We start from the raw sequence: 19,310 nt of genomic DNA on the forward strand, positions 1-19,310 counted from the left end.
GCATTCAATTCTGCATTAAAAACCTCTAATCCTCTTATCGAACAGCTTGTATAATCCGTTCACTGATCCGCTGATAGCCGTCGCCGTTCGGGTGAAAATGATCGCCTGAGAGATACTTGTCCAAATGGCGGTTAAATAAATCAAAGGTTGGCACAAGGGTCATATTGCTGTGTGTATTAATAATATCCATGGCGGCATTATTCCAGGCTGTTACCGCCTGATTCCCGGGCACGAGCAGGTCCTTAATATCTCCGAAGGGATTGTATAGACCCACATAAAATATTTGCGCCTGCGGATTAATCTCGGAAATCGTCTGCAGGATCTCACCCAGCCGCTTCGCGGCATCCGGCAATGCTGCCAGCAGCGATTCCGGCGTTAACTCATCTTCGCCCGGCTTAGGCGTGGAAGTAACCAGAGCGCTGTTTTTCCCGTCAATGGTTCCTGTTGCATGAACTGAGCTTGCAGCATCCTGATTCTCAGCGGCTGCCGATGGAGACGGGCCTGGTGTTGCCGCTCCCTGGCCTTCTGTCGCATTTCCCAGAATCTCCGAGCCCCGGAACAGATCATTACCGCCAATGGAGACGAGAATAATATTGGCCTGCCGCAGGGCGTAACGGACTCCCTCTTCTTTAAGCTTGGTTTGCAGTCCGGCCGTTGTCAGTCCGTTAATCCCCATATTGCCAAGCAGCTCAGCAGATCCTCCGTCAGCCGACAATCCGTCCAGGGTGCGCTTAACAAAACCGCTTCCGTCGTTGTCACCTGTTCCCTTGGCAAGCGAATCACCCAGCGCTAGAATCCTCATCGAATCTCCGGCTGCCGCAGTAGGAACAGCTGTCTCTTGAGGTAAAGCGGTTGACAGAGCTTCTCCCTGGGGGTTAAGAATATCGCCTACTGCAGAAACAAATCCCACAATCAATATTATTGTTGCTGCTATGGAAATCAGGCTCACACTTCGCCAGGTCCATTTGGAATCCTTCAAAGCTATCCCTCCGTACGTTCTATTCTCCATTGTTCCACATTTTACAAACTTCTTAACTATGTAATTAAACATAATTCTTCTATACGCATTTTGCAAATACACGGGACGCCTTCCTACATGCACGGATCCCTCCCTCAGGAGAGCTTACGGCCTTACGAATAAATGCTAATATGCAAAAAATAGGAGCAGCCTATACACGCAGGAAAAAGTGGCCTTCTCTAACGCAGAATTATTGAAAAAGATTAGAGTGAGGAGTACCCTAAAGAAGAAGCGGAACCGGGCATAATCGCTCTGCATTCATAATTACCGGGATTACAAACCGCTACAACACTTTTCAGTTTCTTTTAATATAAAACCTGTATGCTGGAGGAAAACTACGTTCATGAGAGGTGAATGGAATGCCTAACATTTGGATGCATCTGGAGTACGGTAAGCAGCTTGCGGAGGAATTCAGGAATGAATTTTCTTTTCTGGCGGATATGGAGACCTGTCCTGAACTGTACCAGCTAGGCTGCCAAGGACCTGATTTCCTGCTGTATCACAGCTTTCTGCCTTGGAAAAAAGAGACCCGGGCGCTCCGGCTCGGCGATCTTATGCATACTGAGAACTGCGGTCCTGTACTGATCGAATTCTGGAAACGGGCCATGTCCCTACCCCCTGCCGACCTGAAGAATGTGCAGCAATATTTCCTGGGCTTCCTCACCCACCATCTGTTGGACCGTAATCTTCATCCTTATATCAACTGGAAAGCAGGCTACAAGCACCGTGACCATCAGCGTTTCGAGATCGTTCTGGATACGCTGTTCATGAAGCGGCTAAAAGGGATTGATACCTGGCGGCATGCGGTCTGGAAAAAAATCAATGTCGGCTCCCATCTGCCTCTCCCGATTCACACCATTCTTCACGAAACTGCAGCTGCATGGTATCCTGAGACGAAAAAACTGCCGGCTGAAATGTGGCATGAGGCCTATCTCGATATGCTCCTGGCGCATAAATGCCTGTACGATCCGAGGGGCTGGAAGAAATCGCTCCTGCGGGGCAAAGTCCGCCGTCTTTTCTCACAGCAGCTGTCCCCTGCCGAGGAGAAGCTCGATTACTTGAATGAAAAACATGGCGAATGGCGACATTCGGCGCTCTACTCGGAGGTGCGGACCGAAAGCGTCTGGGAGCTGTGGGAGGAAGCACTGTCAGAAGGACGGACGGTACTGCGTGCTCTCGGCTCGTGGCTGAACAGTTCAGTACCGGCCGAGGCTTCCCGGGCACTGGAGAAGTTCAAAGAGGTGCTGGGCGACCGCTCGTATGACACAGGTAAGGATTGCAGCAGCAAGCTTAAAAATCTGTACGCCGAACCGATCTGGGAAGTAGGAATTATCTCCTGAACCACTCTTCTGACTTCCTTAGAAATATCCGTATTAACGAACCGCCCAGCCAAAAAGGGACTGATCCAGCCAGCCATCTTATGGCCAACTGAACAGTCCCTTTTGGGTTCTCCACTTAGTTAGTATTGCTTATTTGCCGATGAATTCCTGTACCCAGTAGTTATTATCATAACCTACACCAATGTAGTTGAAGTTCGCGCTTAAAATGTTGGCACGGTGACCTTCACTGTTCATCCAGGCAGTCATGACCTCCTGTGGTGATTTCTGGCCCATGGCGATGTTCTCGCCTGCTGCCCGGTACGTAATACCGAAAGTCGCCATCATATCAAAAGGTGAACCGTACGTAGGTGAAGTATGGGAGAAATAATTATTCGTACGCATATCTGTTGCCTTAGCAGCTGCCACCTTATTCAGGCTGTCCAGCGCACTGACCGGAGACAATCCGGCTGCGGCACGTTCTTTGTTCACAAGGCCGACAATCTGCTTCACATACGTGGCTTGGGTGCTAACTGCTGCAGCCGGAGCTGCTGTTGCCGCAGGTTTAGCTGTCGGTGCCGGTGTTGCTGCTGGTTTCGCCGTTGCTGCTGGTGCTGGTGTCGCAATCGGTGCCGGTGTTGCTGTTGCAATCGGTGCGGGTGTAGCTACGGGTGCTGATGTTACTACCGGCTTTTCTGTTGCTGCAGGAGCCGTTGTCTTCTGAGGTACAACTACCGGTTTGAATTTAAATACTGTTACTGTCGTACCGTTAAAAGAAAATGCCTTATCGCTATATTGAGTGAAATTTTGCATGAATTGGGCAAAGCTCGTAGTTGTTCCTTCAACTGCGTTGCTAGTTGCAGCGTCCGCTTGTAAGGGTAGAGAAATGCTCAGCGCCATGACAGCTGCAACGCTACCACCTATCATTGCTCTTACAGTCTTGCTCTTCATTCTGCCATCTCCTTGTTCTGGTTGTTGGATTTGCTGTGATGCCAAGAGTGTTGGCGGCAAATATTACAAAGTTGTAATCTGTTCCTCAGTCATTGTAGCATAGATTCTTTTAATTGTGCGCCTCTAAGTTTTTCCATCACTAGACTCTAAGAAGGCTTGTCCGGTTAAGAGAGGATACCTATGCATCTGCACATGGTTAAGAAGACTGTCCTCCTTACACAGGAGCGGCAGTCTTCTCGTCATTTCAAGCTTCTTATTGTATTTATCGGCTCAGCAGACTGTTTCACTTAATGAAAAGACTGCCAGAAGTCTCCTTCGGTGGAGATCAGGCCCATAATCTCCGCATATGGAATACGGAAGGTTGGAAATCCTGCTGCGTAGGGTGCGATCTCATAAGGTGCAAAATACAGGTAAAGCGCAGCTTCATCCACATAAAAAGGCTGATCTGCCGTAATTCCTTTGTACGTATCCGGGAAAACGTAAGAGTACTGCGGGTCGGTAGCAATCTGCTTGCCGACAATCTCGCTGAGCTTCTCCACATATTTGCTGCCCGGCTTGAATAAGTCGCTGAGCGTGTAGAACCTGCCGCTGCTCAGATTGATATGCTCATAGATCCGGGTAGGCATGCCGTGTGCCGCACCAAACGGGAATTTATAGCCGCTGAGCTCAAGTACAAGCAGATTTTTACGGAAGAATTCTACGGCAAAATCACCCGTGTAGCTGAAATCCTGCGCCGGCCCTCCGCTTCCCACCCCCTCGGCAAGGGAAAGGCTGCGCAGCTTGTCATTAACGGCTCTGGAAACTTCTGTGCTGGCAATCCCCTCTATTACCGGATAATAAACCAGGTAGTCCCGGTTTGGTTTATATTTCTTCTCCAGCACGGAGTAAGGCGGCCGGAGCGGGATAACCCCATTTTGGCGCCACACCTGCTTGCCCTTGCGGTCGTAATAGGCTGTCCGCTGATCAACATCTGCGCGGATCAGGCTGCCGCTGAAGGAGAGTGTGCCTGCTCCGGCAATAACGGGTGGCTGCGATGCTTTTTTGCCGCTTTTGTCAATAAAATAGGTGTCTTTAGCATCATACACGGAGGCCAGCCCATGCTGATAATTGTTCACCCCGAGCAGCGGATGATTGCTGAGAATTCTGCCAGTTACGGCATCGGCAATGACATATCGGGACCCGCGGTACGGCTGGTCTGCATAGACCGGAGTTCCTAAAGCGACCCGGTTTTCACCGAGCTGTTGCACTTCATAATAGTTGGCCGGCACAATCTGCTTGCCCTGCTTATCGATTAATCCGTAGGCGTTACCATAATCCTCCGCTGTGTTAATGACCGCTCTTCCCTCCGAAAACGGCATCGCAGCTGTAAATTGCGGTTTGATTGCGACACTGCCATCGAGATTGAGATACCCGTATTTACCGTTCTCCGTCTCCTGATAAGCCAGCAGTCCATCCCCCGGATTGCCGACATAAGGATGTTTGTACGTATGCAGAACAGTACCCTTAGGATCTATCAGCGCATATTCACCCTCGCTTACTTTGACTAGTGCTGTACCGTTCATGAAATCGCCCGCATCCAGATACACCGGGGGCAGGACTTCTTTGCCCTGCGCATTCAGATACCCGTAGCTTGAATTTCCTGTTGTACTCTGTTTAGAAAAAAGCGCCCGGCCTTCGTGCAGCGAATTCAAATAGTCATACCGCGCAGAAGTTACCTCTTTACCTTTTTCATCTATGAAGGTGTAGCCCTTTGCATCCGAAACGACCGCCAGACCTTCCGCAAACGGAGCGATAAACGAATAGACAGGTTTCACTTTCTCGCGCCCGCTGCTGTCAATCAAACCGCTGCTGTCCCTGCGCTGAACAATGGCCAGACCGTTATCCTGAAAATCCTCGGCATAATCATACCTCGGTTCAATCACCGTCCGCCCTTCGTTGTTGATATATCCCCACAGCGTCCCTTCCTTTAGCTTAAAAGGCGCCGGATGGAGCACTTCTGCCCGCAGTCCGCTTCCTTCCCACTCAGTTAGGAGGTAGATTGGTTCCAGCAGTTTTATGGAGTAATCTATACGGTACAAACCCTCCTCTGCGGGGATCGTGACGAACAGATCATCATCCGCACGGATGAAATCCTCATCCTGCTGGGCAACAGCTTCGTTCCACCCGATCCCGTCCCACTTCCACACTTCCGCCTGCAGCGGGCCGCTATCCATTCCTTTTGCCAGCTCATTCAGCTTAATCCTCAGCATTCCAGTCGCTCCCTTACAAAGGCTTTTGCCTATAGAATATGAGGGGGAGGGGGAAAGGGTGTTTATGTGCCTAAGGGGGTGCAAAACGAGATCTGGGGAAAAGATGAGGATATAGCCGTGACTGCGCGGATGTTTGGACTTCCGACCGCTGTTGTCTTCGGATTTCTTCAATTTATACCGCTGGCAGCGGGTGAAATCCGAAGACAAAGGCGGACGCTATCGCTCCTACAGTTCCAAAATCCGCTCCGTCACTTTCCCTCATCTTTGGGGAACGGCTTAAGGGCAGCACAAAAGCACCCTTGTGGTGGGTGTTGGCCGGGTGGGTCAAGGGCAGCTGCGCTTTGCCCTTTCCGGTTAATTGCTAAGATAAGAGTATGGTTGTGACTGCGCGGATGTTTGGACTTCCGGCCGCTGTTGTCTTCGGATTTCTTCAATTTATACCGCTGGCAGCGGGTGAAATCCCAAGACAAAGGCGGTCGCTACCGCTCCTACAGTTCCAAAATCCGCTCCGTCACTTCCCCTCATCTTTGATGAACGGCTTAAGGGCAGCACAAAAACACCCTTGTGGTGGGTGTTGACCGGGTGGGTCAAGGGCAGCTGCGCTTTGCCCTTTCCAGTTAATTGCTAAGATGAGGGGATAGTTGTGACTGCGCGAATGTTTGGAATTCCGGCCGCTGTTGTCTTCGGATTTCTTCAATTTATACCGCTGGCAGCGGGTGAAATCCGAAGACAAAGGCGGACGCTGTCGCTCCTACAGTTCCAAAATCCGCTCCGTCACTTTCCCCTCATCTTTGGGGATGACTTAAGAGCAGCACAAAATAGCTCCAGCAGGGCGAGATAATCACTGACTGTATCTGTCAATTATCATGATGTACACTTCAAGTAGGAGGCGATTCAATTGAACAATAAAAATAATGAAAAACCGCTTATGTTCTTTGGCGAACAACAATCTTTCGAGAATTGGCTTGAGAACAATCATGACACTTCACCGGGAATCCGGTTGCAAATCGCGAAAAAAAATTCCGGTGTGGTTTCTGTATCCTATGATGAAGCACTTGAAAGTGCATTGTGTTACGGATGGATTGACAGCCAGAAGGAAAAGTTTGATGAAAAAACGTGGGTTCAACGATTTACTCCGCGTGGGGATAAGAGCATCTGGTCGAAAGTGAATAAAGAAAAAGCAGAGCTTCTTATCAAAAATGGAAGAATGCAGCTCTCTGGATTCAAAGCGATTGAAGCTGCCAAAAAGAACGGACAATGGGATAAGGCCTATGAATCGCAAAGTATCGCCTCTATGCCTGAGGATTTCGCTATTGAACTGGAGCGTAATCTCAAGGCGAAGGCCTTTTATGATACGTTGGATAGACAAAATAAATATGCATTCCTATTCAGAATCCATAATGCCAAGAAGCAAGAAACCCGTGCGAAACGAATTCAACAGTTTATAATGATGCTTGAAAAAGGCGAAAAAATTTATCCCTAACCAATCATTAGCGATTCTGAAGAGTTCCTTCGAACAACATTACTAAATAATCGATGAATCTATAAATGGGGCTGGAAAAATGAATAATGATAGAAACTGGACCGTTTTATTTATTGGCGGAGCATCAGGAATAGGGAAATCAAGTCTTGCTTATGAAATGGCTCGATTTTATGGCGTGAATGTCTTGGAAGTAGATGATGTCCATCTATCAGTAAAAACAGTTACAACTAAGGATCATTTTCCGGCAATTCATTATTGGGCTTCTGGAGTAGACTGGAAGGACATTGGAATTGACGGCAATGTAAATTGGCTGATTGATGTAAGCAAAGAAATATTCCCTGTCTTAAGAGAACTCGCAAACCGGCATATTGAAGATAAATTGCCTATTATAATTGAAGGCGATTTTATCTATCCTGAATTTACATTATCGTTCGATAACCCAGAGGTAAAATCAATATTTGTACATGAGCCAGACAAAAGCCAAATATTGCAGAATTATTTATCAAGAGAAGGTGGCGAATTCCAACATTTTAGAGCTGAAGTAAGTAGTTCATATGGAGATTGGATAGCAGATACCTGTAATCAGAACGGGATACAATTAATTGAATCAAGACCTTGGGACACTGCCTTAAGCAGAGCCGTAAAGTGTTTATTGTAATGTCTGGTCCTGCCCGTAAGTTTAACGGCATCCACGATTTGACACCTGCTCAATGAAAAAGGGAACAGCTACCGTGATAGTCTGATCCCAGGTTATATTAATTCCCTTTTGTTGACCGCTATCACTACAATGCCTCCAAAACCTTAAGCTGCACTCCTTTTGTATGCGCGCACTGCAAACAGATAAGCGACGATCATTATCCCTAAGCACCAAGCCAAAGCGACCCATATATCATTGCCCACGGGCTGACCGGAGAGCAGCGCACGTATCGCCTCCACGATCGAGGTCACCGGCTGATTTTCGGCAAAAGCGCGAACGGCCTTCGGCATCGAGTCGGTCGGTACAAAGGCCGAGCTGATGAACGGCAGGAAGATCAGCGGATAGGAAAAGGCGCTTGCTCCCTCTACTGTTTTTGCAGACAGACCGGCAATGGCCGCGATCCAAGTCAAAGCCAGTGTAAACAGCACTAGTATACCTGCTACGGCAAGCCAGGACAGTACCCCGGCCGACGAGCGAAAGCCCATAAGGAGCGCTACAAGAATGATGACGGCAACAGAAATGACGTTGGACACCACTGAAGTCAGCACATGCCCCCACAGCACTGTGGAGCGCGCAATCGGCATGGAGTGGAACCGCTCCATAATGCCCCGTTGCTTATCCAAAAACAGGCGGTATGCCACGTAGGCCACCCCGCTGGCAATAGCCATTAGCAGTATGCCAGGCAACAGGTAGTTCACATAATTATCCGTGCCGGATTGGATGGCGCCGCCAAACACATAGACGAACAGCAGCATCATTGCAATCGGAGTGACGCAGACCGTGAAGATGGTGTCCATACTCCGGAAAATATGGCGCATGGAACGTCCGAGCATCACTCTCAAGTCGCTGATAAAATATTTTTTTGCGGCTTCCATTAGATGGCCTCCTTGTTGCCAATGATTGCGAGGAATATCTCCTCGAGTGTCGGCTGTTTTTCAACATATTCTACCTTTGCGGCTGGAAACAGCTTCTTCAGCTCCGCGAGCGTGCCGCCGGCGATAATCCTGCCCTCATGCAGAATGGCAATTTGGTCGGCAAGCTGCTCAGCTTCCTCTAAATACTGCGTGGTCAGGAACACCGTCGTGCCGCTGCCCGACAGCTCCTTAACAATCTTCCAAACCTCGATACGTGCCTCGGGGTCCAGCCCGGTGGTTGGCTCATCAAGAAAAATGACCTGCGGTTTTCCCACTAGGCTCAATGCGATATCGAGCCTGCGGCGCATCCCCCCCGAGTAAGTAGATGGCTTACGGTCGGCGGCCTCGGTTAAGCCGAAACGGTTCAGTAAATCGTCAGCAACTTGACGCGGCTGATCCAGATGCCGCAGCTTGGCAATCATGATCAGATTTTCCCGCCCGGTCAAAATCTCATCCACCGCCGCAAATTGCCCGGTTAGACTAATCGATTGCCTTACGAGATCCGGCTTGGAGGCAATATCGAATCCATTAACAGTGACGGTTCCGCTGTCCGGTTTGAGCAGCGTACTGAGGATTCGGACAATCGTCGTCTTACCCGCGCCGTTAGAGCCAAGCAGGGCAAAAACCTCACCACGCTTCACATCAAAATCTACACCCTTTAAGACTTCATTGTTCTTGAAGGACTTTCGCAGACCTTTAACTTGAATTGCTTTCTCCATCCGAGATTCCCCCTTTACTTTGTTTTATCCGTTGCCTTTTTGATGGCCTTGTTCACTTCCTGGTTAGCGGATTCTTGATAAATATCAGCGTAAGTCTTGGAGTCCTTGATCAGTTCATCGCAGAAAGCGGCCACGTCACTTCCAGTCACTTCAAGCACGCCTCTACCCAAGGCCGCGCCCTCTTCAAAAAGATCAATAATTCCCGATAGCAAACCCGTTCCTTCGGTTAATTCAACAGGGCCGACTTTAAACAGATATTTTTGAATTTCTTTATAGACAATCTGATAATCCTGCGGGAGCGCTTTGACACGCGCCACATGCGCCCGCCACTCTTTTTTACCTTCGATGATATCCCGTATTCTCATTGTATCGTCCTCCTATTTACCTAATTTTTTGGCGACATTATTGTTGAGCTGCTCGCGCCACTTGTCGCGGTAGGACTTAGCCCCTTCTTCGCCGGCAAGCGCCGAACAGAAGCCTTTGATATCCTCACCTAGAACTTCTTGGACACCCTGACCATCTGCCGCCGTTTCTTCCAGCAGGCCAAGCACACCGTCAAGAATGGGCATGAGGTTGCGGCCGGTAAAATCCGAGTGCGTCCATAGATTGACTTTAATTTCTTCCCACGCCGCTTGATAATCTGCCGGCAGTTTTTTGGCTCGTGATTCAAAAGCTTTAAATTCTTTAGTCATGTCGCTGCCCGTGATTTTTTCCCAAAAGTTCATGATCTCTTCTCCTTTAACTCGCTAATTTTTGAGGATACGAACTCCCACTTTTCCCAGAATCTTTGCAGCTCAGCAAGCCCTGAGTCGTTAATTGCGAAAAACTTTCGCGGCGGTCCGATGTCGGACGGCTTTTTGGTGATCTCCACCAGTTTGTTTTTTTCAAGCCGGATCAGAATGGTGTACACTGTTCCTTCTACAACATCTGTGAAGCCGAGAGCGTTGAGCTGCCGCGTGATTTCGTAACCATAGGTTTCTTTGCGGCTGATTATTTCAAGTACACATCCCTCAAGCACGCCTTTGAGCATTTCTGTTATGTTTTCCAATATAATCACCCTTCGCTATTCTGTATGACTGGTATGAAGTATTACTTACTACTACTACACAGTAACACGCAGTAGTGGGTTAGTCAATAGTATTTGCCTAAACACGGATTATTTTTTCCTTACCGTCCGGCCCGTTGGATTAACGACAACAAGGAGCAACTCTGCCGTGGCAAGCTGCTCCTTGTTGTTTATCATCGCGTGATCCGCAAATTTTGTTTAGCTCAATTGTTGTGCTAGCTCCCAGACATGACCCGCCGGATCCGCGAAGGCAACCGTTCGCACTCCCCACGGGCGGTTCAAAGGGCCATTCAGCAGCTCCACTCCGCTTTTCTTAAGCTCGTTAATTTCAGCGTCTACATCCTCTACCCGGATTGTAAACTGAAACCGTGATCCGGCCTCCAGGCTGGCGACTTTGCCCGGCTGGATCAGGCCATCCGCCTCTGAAATCGCAAGAAGATTAATGCTCATATTTCCGAAGCTGAATACCGCCGACACCTCATCCTCATACACGGCAGACAATTTAAATACATCCTGGTAAAAAGTTTTCGTCTTAAGCAAATCCTCTACAAATAACGTAATTACATCAACATTCATCGTTCCTAAATGCTTCATACGCAGCCACCTTTCTGCTTATGGAAGATTATGAGACCGGGTTATTCCTCCCTAAAATAATAATAACATTTGTAGGATTCGCCGGTCATTTAGACAATCCTGCCGTTATGGCTTGAAATCGCCTGCCCGTTCGGTATCGAACTCCAGATTATTCGTTATAGCTGGATTGATCTGGTGGCGCAGCCGCAAGGGATTTATAATAACAGAAGACAGTATCATTCTCTCATCCCCGAGTTGGAGGAATCCTTGTGTTTCGAATTATGATCATAGAAGACGACATTAAAATCAGGCAAATCGTGGCCGATACGCTGCGTAAATGGAAATACGAGGTTATCGAAGTGACTTCGTACGAGCAAATATTGGATGAATTCACCCATGTACAGCCGCATTTGGTGCTGCTGGATGTGAATTTACCGATGTATGACGGTTTTTACTGGTGCCAGCAGATTCGTTCTGTCTCTAAGGTGCCTGTGATCTTCCTCTCTTCCCGCACACAGAATATGGACGTGATTATGGCGATAAATATGGGAGCGGATGATTATATCCAGAAGCCGTTTGACTTGAGTGTGCTTGTGGCGAAAGTTAGCGCGATGCTGCGGCGCAATTATACGTACCAGGATGAGAACCTGCAGATGGCTCACCGTCAGCTTATTTTTAACTTGTCCAACTCCTCCATTCAGTATGGGAATCAGACAGCAGAACTCTCGAGGAACGATTTCATCATTTTACAGACGCTGATGCGCAACATCGGGAAAATTGTTTCCAGGGATGAATTGATGCAGGTACTCTGGAATGATGAACAATTTGTAGATGACAATACATTAACAGTGAACGTCAACCGCCTGCGGCGCAAAGTGGCCTTGCTGGGCATTGAAGATTTTATCGCTACACGTAAAGGAATGGGGTATATCATAGAATGAAATTCTGGCGGTTTCTTAAGTATGAAATGCCATACCTCTATCTCTGTGGCGCATGCTTCCTTTTGACAGTCGCCGTGTTTGGCATAGATCCGCAAAATTCGTGGAACTGGGATAACTTCCTGTATGCCTTGGCGCTCACTCTGCTGCTCATGACTGGCTTCCTACTGTACCGATATCAGAAGAATGTACAGGTCAGCCGGCATCTGGACGATGAGGAAGTGGAGCCGTTGTCACTGGAGGCAGAGGTTTGCCGTGAGTCGATACGTCAGCTCCGGATCAAACACATCCGGTCACTAAATGAGATTCAGGATAAACAAAAAGAAACCTATGACTTCATCATCTCCTGGTTCCATGAAATCAAAACACCGATTGCCGTTTTGCGGCTGATGCAGCAGACAGAGATTAATCCCAGGAGCCTGGAAGAGGAATTATCACGCATTGAGCATTATGTGGATCAGGCTTTATACTACGCCAAGCTCGACAGTTTTAATAAGGATTATGAGATTGTGAACTGTAACTTAGAGCAGCTCTCCAAAGAGGCGGTTAAAAACCATTCCAAAACCTTCATCGCTAAAAAGATCGGAATCCAGCTGAAAGTAGAGCCCACTATTGTGCAGAGTGATTCGAAGTGGCTCCTCTTTATTCTTAATCAACTGATAACGAACAGCTTGAAGTACACCGGTGACCACGGGCTGATCTCAATTACTACACGAATTACACCGTTGGAAAAGCTGCTTATCATCCGTGATAACGGTATTGGCATCGACAGCAAGGATCTTCCGCGGATCTTCAACCGGGGATTTACGGGTACCAACGGGCGTACTTTTGTTAAATCTACGGGAATGGGATTATATCTGGCTCAGGAGCTGTCCAAAAAGCTCGGTCATTATATAACCTGTGAATCTGCAGCAGGACGTTACAGTGAATTTACCGTTCATTTCCCTAAGAATCATGATCCTCACCTGAGTATGCTACAGCAAAACATCAAAAAAACGCATTGACCCCGGAGGCCGATGCGTTTTTTGGTCATGCATTAAGGATTCTCGCTGACAATCTTGTAATACAGTTTCGAGGACGAGAGGTACAGCAGCAGATAAATCAGGAAATAAACACCCATGATGCCCCATACCATGCCGGTAAGGCCGGAATAGCCCTGAACAGAATCGAGAATATAGTATTTAATGATGAACCAGCTATACGTCACACCCAGCAAAAGCGGCGGCAGAAAAACAAATAAAAGCTGCTTGCGGATTACTGTTTTCATTTGCTGGCTGTCGACACCGATTTTGCGCAGAATTGAATATTGAAGTTTTTCATCCGTCGCTTCACGCAATTGCTTGAAGTAAATGATGCTGGCCAGGGCAAATACCGCAATCAGCGCAAGGAATCCGCTGGCGAAGAGCATCAGCGATGAGCTCTCAATCTGCTTCGAATAGACATCGGCAAACGAGGAATAGTAGGCATCCGGCGTCTGGGTAACGATGGCGTGTATTTCTTTAGATAAGGCATCTGCATTCCTGGCATTACTCAGTCCGTAAATTTCAAATGACTTCCGTACTACACTCGATTTACCGGATAACTGTACGTAGGCATCATCAGAGATTACAAGCACGGCAGGCTTATAGAGCATGGAAGTAACCGGGTCGGAGGCCCACCCGAGGTAGGCATAATCCTTGATCTCCGCCAGCTTAAATACCATTTCTGTATCCGTCTTGACTACAAAATCCGGCCGGTTGTCAGAGGCATACACCTTAGGAAAATCAGAGCCCTGTGCCAGGCCAACCGCTTCATCCCCCGACAGTTCTACACTTTCCCCGTCCCCACGCATAGCAACCAGCTCATTGTAGGTGTGCTCAGATACAAGCAGGATATCCGCTGTGTAGTACTCCGGATTCTCCACGATTGCATGCAAATCAGTGACAGGAGAAACCCCCAGCCCCTCTTGCGTAAGGTGGAAGGTAACTTCATGCTTTGAGCTTTTAATAATCCCGTCTATTCTGGTGTTTGTTTCATTGTCCAGAGACTGGAAGGCGAGATCATTCGGCAGATTCCTGCCCACTGCGTCGAACTGAACCTTATAGTTAATCGTCATGAAGCACATAAGCATCATGATGGCTGCACTGAATAAGGAAATGAACGTCAGATTCAAGGTGTTGCCCCTGATTTGGAACCGCAGTGATGAAGTCCACAGCACCGTATTGCCTTCATGATAAGTTCTGCTGCGGCTCAGGCGCTGAAGCAGCCAACCGGCAAATTGGCGGAAAAAGAGGTACGTCCCCCCGATGATCCCGATTGTTACGGATATCAGGCTCCACTTAGAATAATCCTGCCAATATACCGATCCCTTGCCGCTGCTGATCAGAGCAAAGGCCATTACAAGCAACAGCAGTGAGAGCATCGCCATCAGGACGGAGATCCGCACTGGCTTTTCTGATTTTTGCTTAGCGTGGAACAGCTCCATAAGCTGCACCCGGTTAACCATAATGTAGCTTTGTACACTAATTATGACTGCGAGCAGGAAAAACAATCCGGCGGTAGAAGCGATGGCTTCAACAGGGAAGGACAGTGAGATAACCTGCTCATACTGCATAAGCCTCAGCAGCAGCATCCCAAAGAGTTTGGACAAAAGGCCGCCGAGCAGCACACCTGTAAACAGGGAAATCGTACTAATTATCAGCGTTTCGTAGAATACCATCATCGTAATTTGACGTTCGCTGAGGCCATATAACAGGTACATGCCAAACTCTTTTTTACGCTGCTTCATAAAGAACGAGTTCGCATACAAAATGAAGAAAATGATGAATACAAAGACAACCACAGATGAGATAGCAACACCCGTCTGAAAATTAGCACGGTTCTGCAGCGCATTCATAATATCCTCATTAAACATAAGGGAAGAGAACGTAAACTGAATAATAACCCCAGTAATCATGGAAAACAGATAAATGGAATACAGGCGGAAATTACGTTTTACGTTCCGGACCGTCAGATCAAGAAGACTCATCGCAGTCTGCCTCCCATAAGGCTCTGGGTTTCCAGAATACGGTCATAGAAAGCTTTCTGTGTCTGGTCCCCGGCATAGAGTTCATTCACAATAGCTCCGTCCCGCAGAAAAATGACTCTCCTGCAATAACTCGCCGCATAGATATCATGTGTAACCATCATAATGGTTGTGCCAAATATTTCATTCAGGCCCACCAGCTGTTCCAGTAATTGTGTGGCAGACCTCGAATCCAGTGCACCTGTTGGCTCATCGGCGAAAACAATGGCCGGCTCCGTAATTATTGCTCTCGCTGAAGCTGCCCGCTGTTTCTGCCCCCCTGAAATTTCATTCGGATACTTGTGCAGAATCCCTTCAATGCCCAGCGCCTGTACAATAGACGCAAGACGCTCTTCCATCTCCGCGGTCTTGAATTTGCGCAGCGAAAGCGGCAGCAGAATGTTTTCTTTCACCGTTAAGGCATCCAGCAGGTTATAATCCTGAAAAATAAACCCCATCCGCTCCTGGCGGAATTGCCGCAGCGACCTTTTGTTCATATCAAGCAGTGATTTTTGTTCCAGCCACACCTCACCGCCGGAAAAGTGGTCAATCGTTGATAACACGTTCATCAGCGTTGACTTTCCTGACCCCGACGGACCCATGACCGCCGTCAGTTCCCCGGCCTCGACCACCAGATCGATATTTTTGAGCACGGCTGTTGATCCGTAACTTTTGGACAGATTCTTGGTCTCAATAACAGTTGGCATCCTTATCTATCTCCCCTTCCTATTACTCAATATAGCCACTAATTACAGCAGCAGCCATAGAAGTAGCAAGGGATAAAGTGACGTTTCTGTCACTTACCAGATGCTTTGAAGCTGTGGTTTGAATACGTATATCAGAAGCCTGCCACAGGAACCTCAGGTAGGAATCGTAATCCGGAAGGTTGTACCCTTGCCTTTCTCGCTCTCCACCTCTATATTCCCTTTCACCTTATTGATAGCGCTGTAAGCCATAAGCATACCCAGGCCCGTTCCTTCTTCTTTGGTCGAATAATACGGCTTGCCGAGGCGCGAGATTTCTTCCTTAGTCATACCAATTCCCGTGTCGCGGATCGTGATCAGAATGTCCTGCTTCTTTTCCGAGAAATGAATCGTAAGGAGCCCTCCGCCTTTATCTTTCATGGCCTCAATCCCGTTTTTGTATAGATTAATCAGGCCTTGCTGAATTTGATTCTTGTCGTAGCTTATATTCAGCGTATTGCTGAAACTGAAATGGACCTCTACTTTGTGGGTAGTTGCGAAGGGCATGATGATGTTCATGGTATACTCCGCCTCTTCTTTCATATTGGAGAAGACCATGTTGTCGGACTGCGGCTTGGCAAAAGAAAGATAATCACTGATGATCTTCTCCGCACGGTTCAGTTCCAGCAATGAAAACTCCACATACCTTTTTTCCTCGGGCGTGATGGTCTTGGATTTGTTTAACAGCTGCAGAAAGCCGCTGGTCACTGTGAGCGGATTCCTCATTTCATGTGACACACTTGCCGCCAGCTCACTAACGACGTTCAGACGCTCCGATTGCAGTACCCGGTCACGGTTTTTAATATTGGTGATTATCTGCTCTATTAGAATCATAATAATACTCATCACAACCGCATGTGTCGTTAAGGCATACACGGCAAGGGTCCAGAATTGATTATCCAGTGTACCTTTCATCAGCGCGAGGACGATCAGATAGACCCCCATCGTTAACATCGCCAGGATGGTTGCCCACGAGATCCGGCGCCTCGCGCTTAGCTTGATGAACCATTTGCTCAAAAACGGCACCAGCAGCAGCACAGCCGTTGAGAACAGGAAGGATGGAAGGGTCCCGGGCCCTCCAACATAGAACCGGGTCATATTTAATACTACATACAACAGTAGTACGTTCTTATATCCGCCAAAGAGAGCCACAAGAATGAACGGAATATACCGGAGATCGTAGATGTACCCCATATCCAGCTTGATGGGCTTAAACATACACAGAACCATCGTAACGGCAGACATGAGTACAAGGAGTTTTTGATTATAGCGGTTTGCTCTATTTTCGAAGAAAATCACAACAATTAAGACCGGAAATAATAAAAACAGAAAATTCAAAAGTAATGTTTCAAACAAAAGATAACTTCCTCTCAGCTTGTCTACTATGGATGTTCCTAATTCTAAGGAAGCATAAACAATTCCATTATTACAACCAAACGTTTATATTTTCCTGCTATGTTTTATAATTATATAAAATTTCCTGCAATTACACATCATTTTTTACAAGTAATATTCGTATTAGAGTATAAAAAAAGCTCCGTTTCCACAGGTTCGTGAAAACGGAGTCATTTTATACAGCCCCTGTTTGTTATCCAATACTTAGCTTTGCTAGCAGATCATTCAGCCGGTCGAAATTCTGTTCATTAGCCTCCTGCAAAAACGTCCTGGCCTGCTCCACTACCTCCGGCTTCTTAAACACTTGACGAAAAGTCAGGGTTGTCTTGCCGTCAGAATGTTCAAAAGTGGCTGTAGCCTCAAACTCGGGGGCGTTCAGATGACGGATGACAATGCGCTCATGCGGTACGATCTCCACAAACTCACTGTGATTGGGATAGTCCTTGCCATCCGGTCCATGCATGACGAACCGCCATTGGCCTCCCGGCCGAAAGTCGAATTCGTTAAACGTATTGGTGAAACCCTTCGGTCCCCACCAGCGCGCGAGCTGCTCCGGGGTTGTCCAAGCCGCAAAGACCCGCTCAAGCGGATAATTGAACTGCCGTGAGTTCATTACTTCATTGTTCCCTTCAATTCCAGTCATAGCATTGCCCCCTAGAGTATTATTTCTAAAGTATCAAGCATGAATTTGTAGCTATTCCGACTGCGAATCGCTGTTATTATCCCATTCTACTATGACACCGTTGTTCTCTAGATGCTGGATAACCTGCTCCGCCTGCTCACCCAGCGGGTTATTCGACAACGAGACTTCCTGCAGGTTTGGTATCGTTTCGAGCACTTCAATATCGCGGATGAGGTTATCTTCTAGAAAGAGATGCTCCAAGGTCGGATGATTCTTTAACGGCGTCAGATCTTGAATTTTATTGCCGCCCAGAAAAAGCCATTCTAACTTCAAATTCTGAATGGGATTTAGATCCTCCACCTGATTCTTGCTTGCCAGAAGAGAAGTCAGCTGATTCAGATTTTTTAGCGGAACCAGACTTTTGATCTGGTTACCGTCCAATGTCAGAGTTGTCAGCGAATTTAACCCTGCAACCGGTGAAAGATCAGTAAGCTGATTTCCTTCTAAGGCCAGAAACGTTAGCTTTTTCAGCTTGCTCAGGGGTCTAATCGACTTTATTTTTTGATTCGGCAGAAACAGGCTCTGCAGGTTCACAGCATATTCGAGACCTTGTACACTGGTAATTTTAGAACTGGACTCTTGGGGATATAGAGATTTCAGCTTCTGCAGATCAGCTGCCTTCAGCTCCTTTTTCGCCGGTAGCTTCAATTCCGTCCGGATGGCTTTGGCCAATACCGGGTCCGTAATCACGGAAGCGGCCCAAATCGCTGTGGCAGGAAGTAATAAAGCAACTAACGAGAACGAGATAAAACGTTTGAATAGCCTGGTAGACATAAGATTCTCCTTTTAGATGAATAGGTTCATAGGTAAGATATAGTCCGGTTCATATCTGTGATCAAAAAGGGATTGTCCTGCTTCATATTCGCCACTAAACGTTCAGCCTGACTGCTATCCCCTTTCAACACTTCTAATTCACGCTGAGTGATCCCGACAAGCTGGATAAAATCCACTCTTCCATGGATCGTATCTATCCCGTCAGCTTCTGTATCATTAACTGCCAATAGCGCAGTTATCGCGGATTGGGTGCCGATATGAATGGATTGTCCGTTCCCGGCAAGAAATTGATAAGGCTCAAATATTCTTTGCTGGGTGTAGGTGTACCTCGCCAGATTAGACAGCATATTGATTGCCCAAATGCAGTCCTCGGCCTTCTCCTCGTTTAATTTGAGGGTCATCTCATATCCCCAGCCGCTCCATTCTCCGCCAAATGCTTCTTCATTAACGTAGAGCTCGGTCATTCCGTAGGTCAGTACATGTTTATAACCATTCAGAGACTGATAAATGCTATAACCATCCAAATACTCCTCCCCGCCAAACATAGCACGCTTGTGAATCTCAGTCCCGTAATGCAATGGGGTTTGATCCGGATATAGCTTGTCAAACACTTCATCAATCGCATCCCAGCCCGGTGCCCAATCGTCCTCTTCCGCCGCCCGCGCTTTATATTCATCCAGTGTCATCTGCGTTTCTCCTCCTTTGTACATCCCATAATTAAAAAAGGCCATCCAGGGATGACCTCTTCA

Annotated in this window: 20 protein-coding genes; 5 read left to right on the top strand and 15 right to left on the bottom strand. The window is 47.6% G+C overall.

Annotation, left to right across the window (positions count from 1 at the left end):
• Window positions 1-34: 34 nt before the first annotated feature.
• Complete coding sequence (locus L6H70_RS07490) at window positions 35-979, bottom strand: GDSL-type esterase/lipase family protein (protein ID WP_236331492.1); 945 nt, start codon at window positions 977-979, stop codon at window positions 35-37.
• A 398-nt stretch (window positions 980-1,377) separates the two neighbouring features.
• Between L6H70_RS07490 and L6H70_RS07495 the strand changes: the two genes are divergently transcribed.
• Window positions 1,378-2,358: a zinc dependent phospholipase C family protein gene (locus L6H70_RS07495; protein ID WP_236331494.1), complete on the top strand. Its 981-nt coding sequence runs from the start codon at window positions 1,378-1,380 to the stop codon at window positions 2,356-2,358.
• 129 nt (window positions 2,359-2,487) lie between these two features.
• Here L6H70_RS07495 and L6H70_RS07500 read toward each other — a convergent pair whose 3' ends face one another.
• Window positions 2,488-3,285, bottom strand: a complete 798-nt coding sequence (locus L6H70_RS07500; protein ID WP_236331496.1) for a CAP domain-containing protein — start codon at window positions 3,283-3,285, stop codon at window positions 2,488-2,490.
• A 287-nt stretch (window positions 3,286-3,572) separates the two neighbouring features.
• Complete coding sequence (locus tag L6H70_RS07505) at window positions 3,573-5,534, bottom strand: WG repeat-containing protein (RefSeq protein ID WP_236331498.1); 1,962 nt, start codon at window positions 5,532-5,534, stop codon at window positions 3,573-3,575.
• A gap of 898 nt (window positions 5,535-6,432) precedes the next feature.
• Between L6H70_RS07505 and L6H70_RS07510 the strand changes: the two genes are divergently transcribed.
• Together L6H70_RS07510 and L6H70_RS07515 are read left to right on the top strand one after the other, a co-directional pair.
• Window positions 6,433-7,017, top strand: coding sequence for a YdeI/OmpD-associated family protein (locus tag L6H70_RS07510; RefSeq protein WP_236331500.1), 585 nt, complete (start codon window positions 6,433-6,435; stop codon window positions 7,015-7,017).
• Between the two features lie 79 nt (window positions 7,018-7,096).
• Window positions 7,097-7,675, top strand: a complete 579-nt coding sequence (locus L6H70_RS07515) for a hypothetical protein (RefSeq protein ID WP_236331502.1) — start codon at window positions 7,097-7,099, stop codon at window positions 7,673-7,675.
• A gap of 143 nt (window positions 7,676-7,818) precedes the next feature.
• Here L6H70_RS07515 and L6H70_RS07520 read toward each other — a convergent pair whose 3' ends face one another.
• From L6H70_RS07520 to L6H70_RS07545, 6 genes are all read right to left on the bottom strand, one after another.
• Complete coding sequence (locus L6H70_RS07520) at window positions 7,819-8,589, bottom strand: ABC transporter permease (RefSeq protein WP_236331504.1); 771 nt, start codon at window positions 8,587-8,589, stop codon at window positions 7,819-7,821.
• On the bottom strand, window positions 8,589-9,347 hold the full coding sequence (locus tag L6H70_RS07525; protein ID WP_236331506.1) for an ABC transporter ATP-binding protein: 759 nt from the start codon (window positions 9,345-9,347) through the stop codon (window positions 8,589-8,591). The genes L6H70_RS07520 and L6H70_RS07525 overlap by 1 nt, the downstream gene beginning before the upstream one ends.
• Window positions 9,348-9,361: 14 nt before the next feature.
• A complete protein-coding gene (locus L6H70_RS07530) occupies window positions 9,362-9,712 on the bottom strand; it encodes a DUF1048 domain-containing protein (protein ID WP_236331508.1) in 351 nt (116 codons plus the stop codon).
• A 12-nt stretch (window positions 9,713-9,724) separates the two neighbouring features.
• Window positions 9,725-10,072: a DUF1048 domain-containing protein gene (locus tag L6H70_RS07535; protein WP_236331510.1), complete on the bottom strand. Its 348-nt coding sequence runs from the start codon at window positions 10,070-10,072 to the stop codon at window positions 9,725-9,727.
• Window positions 10,069-10,377: a PadR family transcriptional regulator gene (locus L6H70_RS07540; protein WP_279306749.1), complete on the bottom strand. Its 309-nt coding sequence runs from the start codon at window positions 10,375-10,377 to the stop codon at window positions 10,069-10,071. The genes L6H70_RS07535 and L6H70_RS07540 overlap by 4 nt, the downstream gene beginning before the upstream one ends.
• 234 nt (window positions 10,378-10,611) lie before the next feature.
• Window positions 10,612-11,007 (bottom strand): VOC family protein, encoded by a 396-nt coding sequence (locus tag L6H70_RS07545; RefSeq protein WP_236331513.1) that lies wholly within the window; start codon window positions 11,005-11,007, stop codon window positions 10,612-10,614.
• Window positions 11,008-11,267: 260 nt separating this feature from the next.
• Between L6H70_RS07545 and L6H70_RS07550 the strand changes: the two genes are divergently transcribed.
• Both L6H70_RS07550 and L6H70_RS07555 read left to right on the top strand, forming a co-directional pair.
• Window positions 11,268-11,927 carry a response regulator transcription factor gene (locus L6H70_RS07550; RefSeq protein WP_341482711.1) on the top strand — a complete coding sequence of 220 codons (660 nt, stop codon included), beginning with the start codon at window positions 11,268-11,270 and terminating at the stop codon, window positions 11,925-11,927.
• 62 nt (window positions 11,928-11,989) lie between these two features.
• Window positions 11,990-12,928, top strand: coding sequence for a sensor histidine kinase (locus L6H70_RS07555; protein ID WP_236331517.1), 939 nt, complete (start codon window positions 11,990-11,992; stop codon window positions 12,926-12,928).
• Between the two features lie 32 nt (window positions 12,929-12,960).
• On the opposite strand, the gene L6H70_RS07560 is transcribed toward L6H70_RS07555, so the two are convergent.
• From L6H70_RS07560 to L6H70_RS07585, 6 genes are all read right to left on the bottom strand, one after another.
• Entirely contained in the window at window positions 12,961-14,931 is a 1,971-nt protein-coding gene (locus L6H70_RS07560; protein WP_236331519.1) for an ABC transporter permease, read from the bottom strand.
• On the bottom strand, window positions 14,928-15,674 hold the full coding sequence (locus tag L6H70_RS07565; protein ID WP_236331521.1) for an ABC transporter ATP-binding protein: 747 nt from the start codon (window positions 15,672-15,674) through the stop codon (window positions 14,928-14,930). Before L6H70_RS07565 ends, L6H70_RS07560 begins: the two co-directional genes overlap by 4 nt.
• A 153-nt stretch (window positions 15,675-15,827) precedes the next feature.
• On the bottom strand, window positions 15,828-17,009 hold the full coding sequence (locus tag L6H70_RS07570; RefSeq protein WP_236333190.1) for an ATP-binding protein: 1,182 nt from the start codon (window positions 17,007-17,009) through the stop codon (window positions 15,828-15,830).
• A 289-nt stretch (window positions 17,010-17,298) separates the two neighbouring features.
• A complete protein-coding gene (locus L6H70_RS07575) occupies window positions 17,299-17,748 on the bottom strand; it encodes an SRPBCC family protein (protein ID WP_236331523.1) in 450 nt (149 codons plus the stop codon).
• Between the two features lie 51 nt (window positions 17,749-17,799).
• Window positions 17,800-18,561: a leucine-rich repeat domain-containing protein gene (locus L6H70_RS07580; RefSeq protein WP_236331524.1), complete on the bottom strand. Its 762-nt coding sequence runs from the start codon at window positions 18,559-18,561 to the stop codon at window positions 17,800-17,802.
• A gap of 26 nt (window positions 18,562-18,587) precedes the next feature.
• The gene (locus L6H70_RS07585) at window positions 18,588-19,247 is read right to left on the bottom strand and encodes a suppressor of fused domain protein (RefSeq protein ID WP_236331526.1); all 660 of its coding nucleotides are present in this window, start codon (window positions 19,245-19,247) and stop codon (window positions 18,588-18,590) included.
• Window positions 19,248-19,310 lie beyond the last annotated feature (63 nt).

Source organism: Paenibacillus auburnensis (genome assembly GCF_927798115.1).
GTDB lineage: Bacteria > Bacillota > Bacilli > Paenibacillales > Paenibacillaceae > Paenibacillus_AQ > Paenibacillus_AQ auburnensis.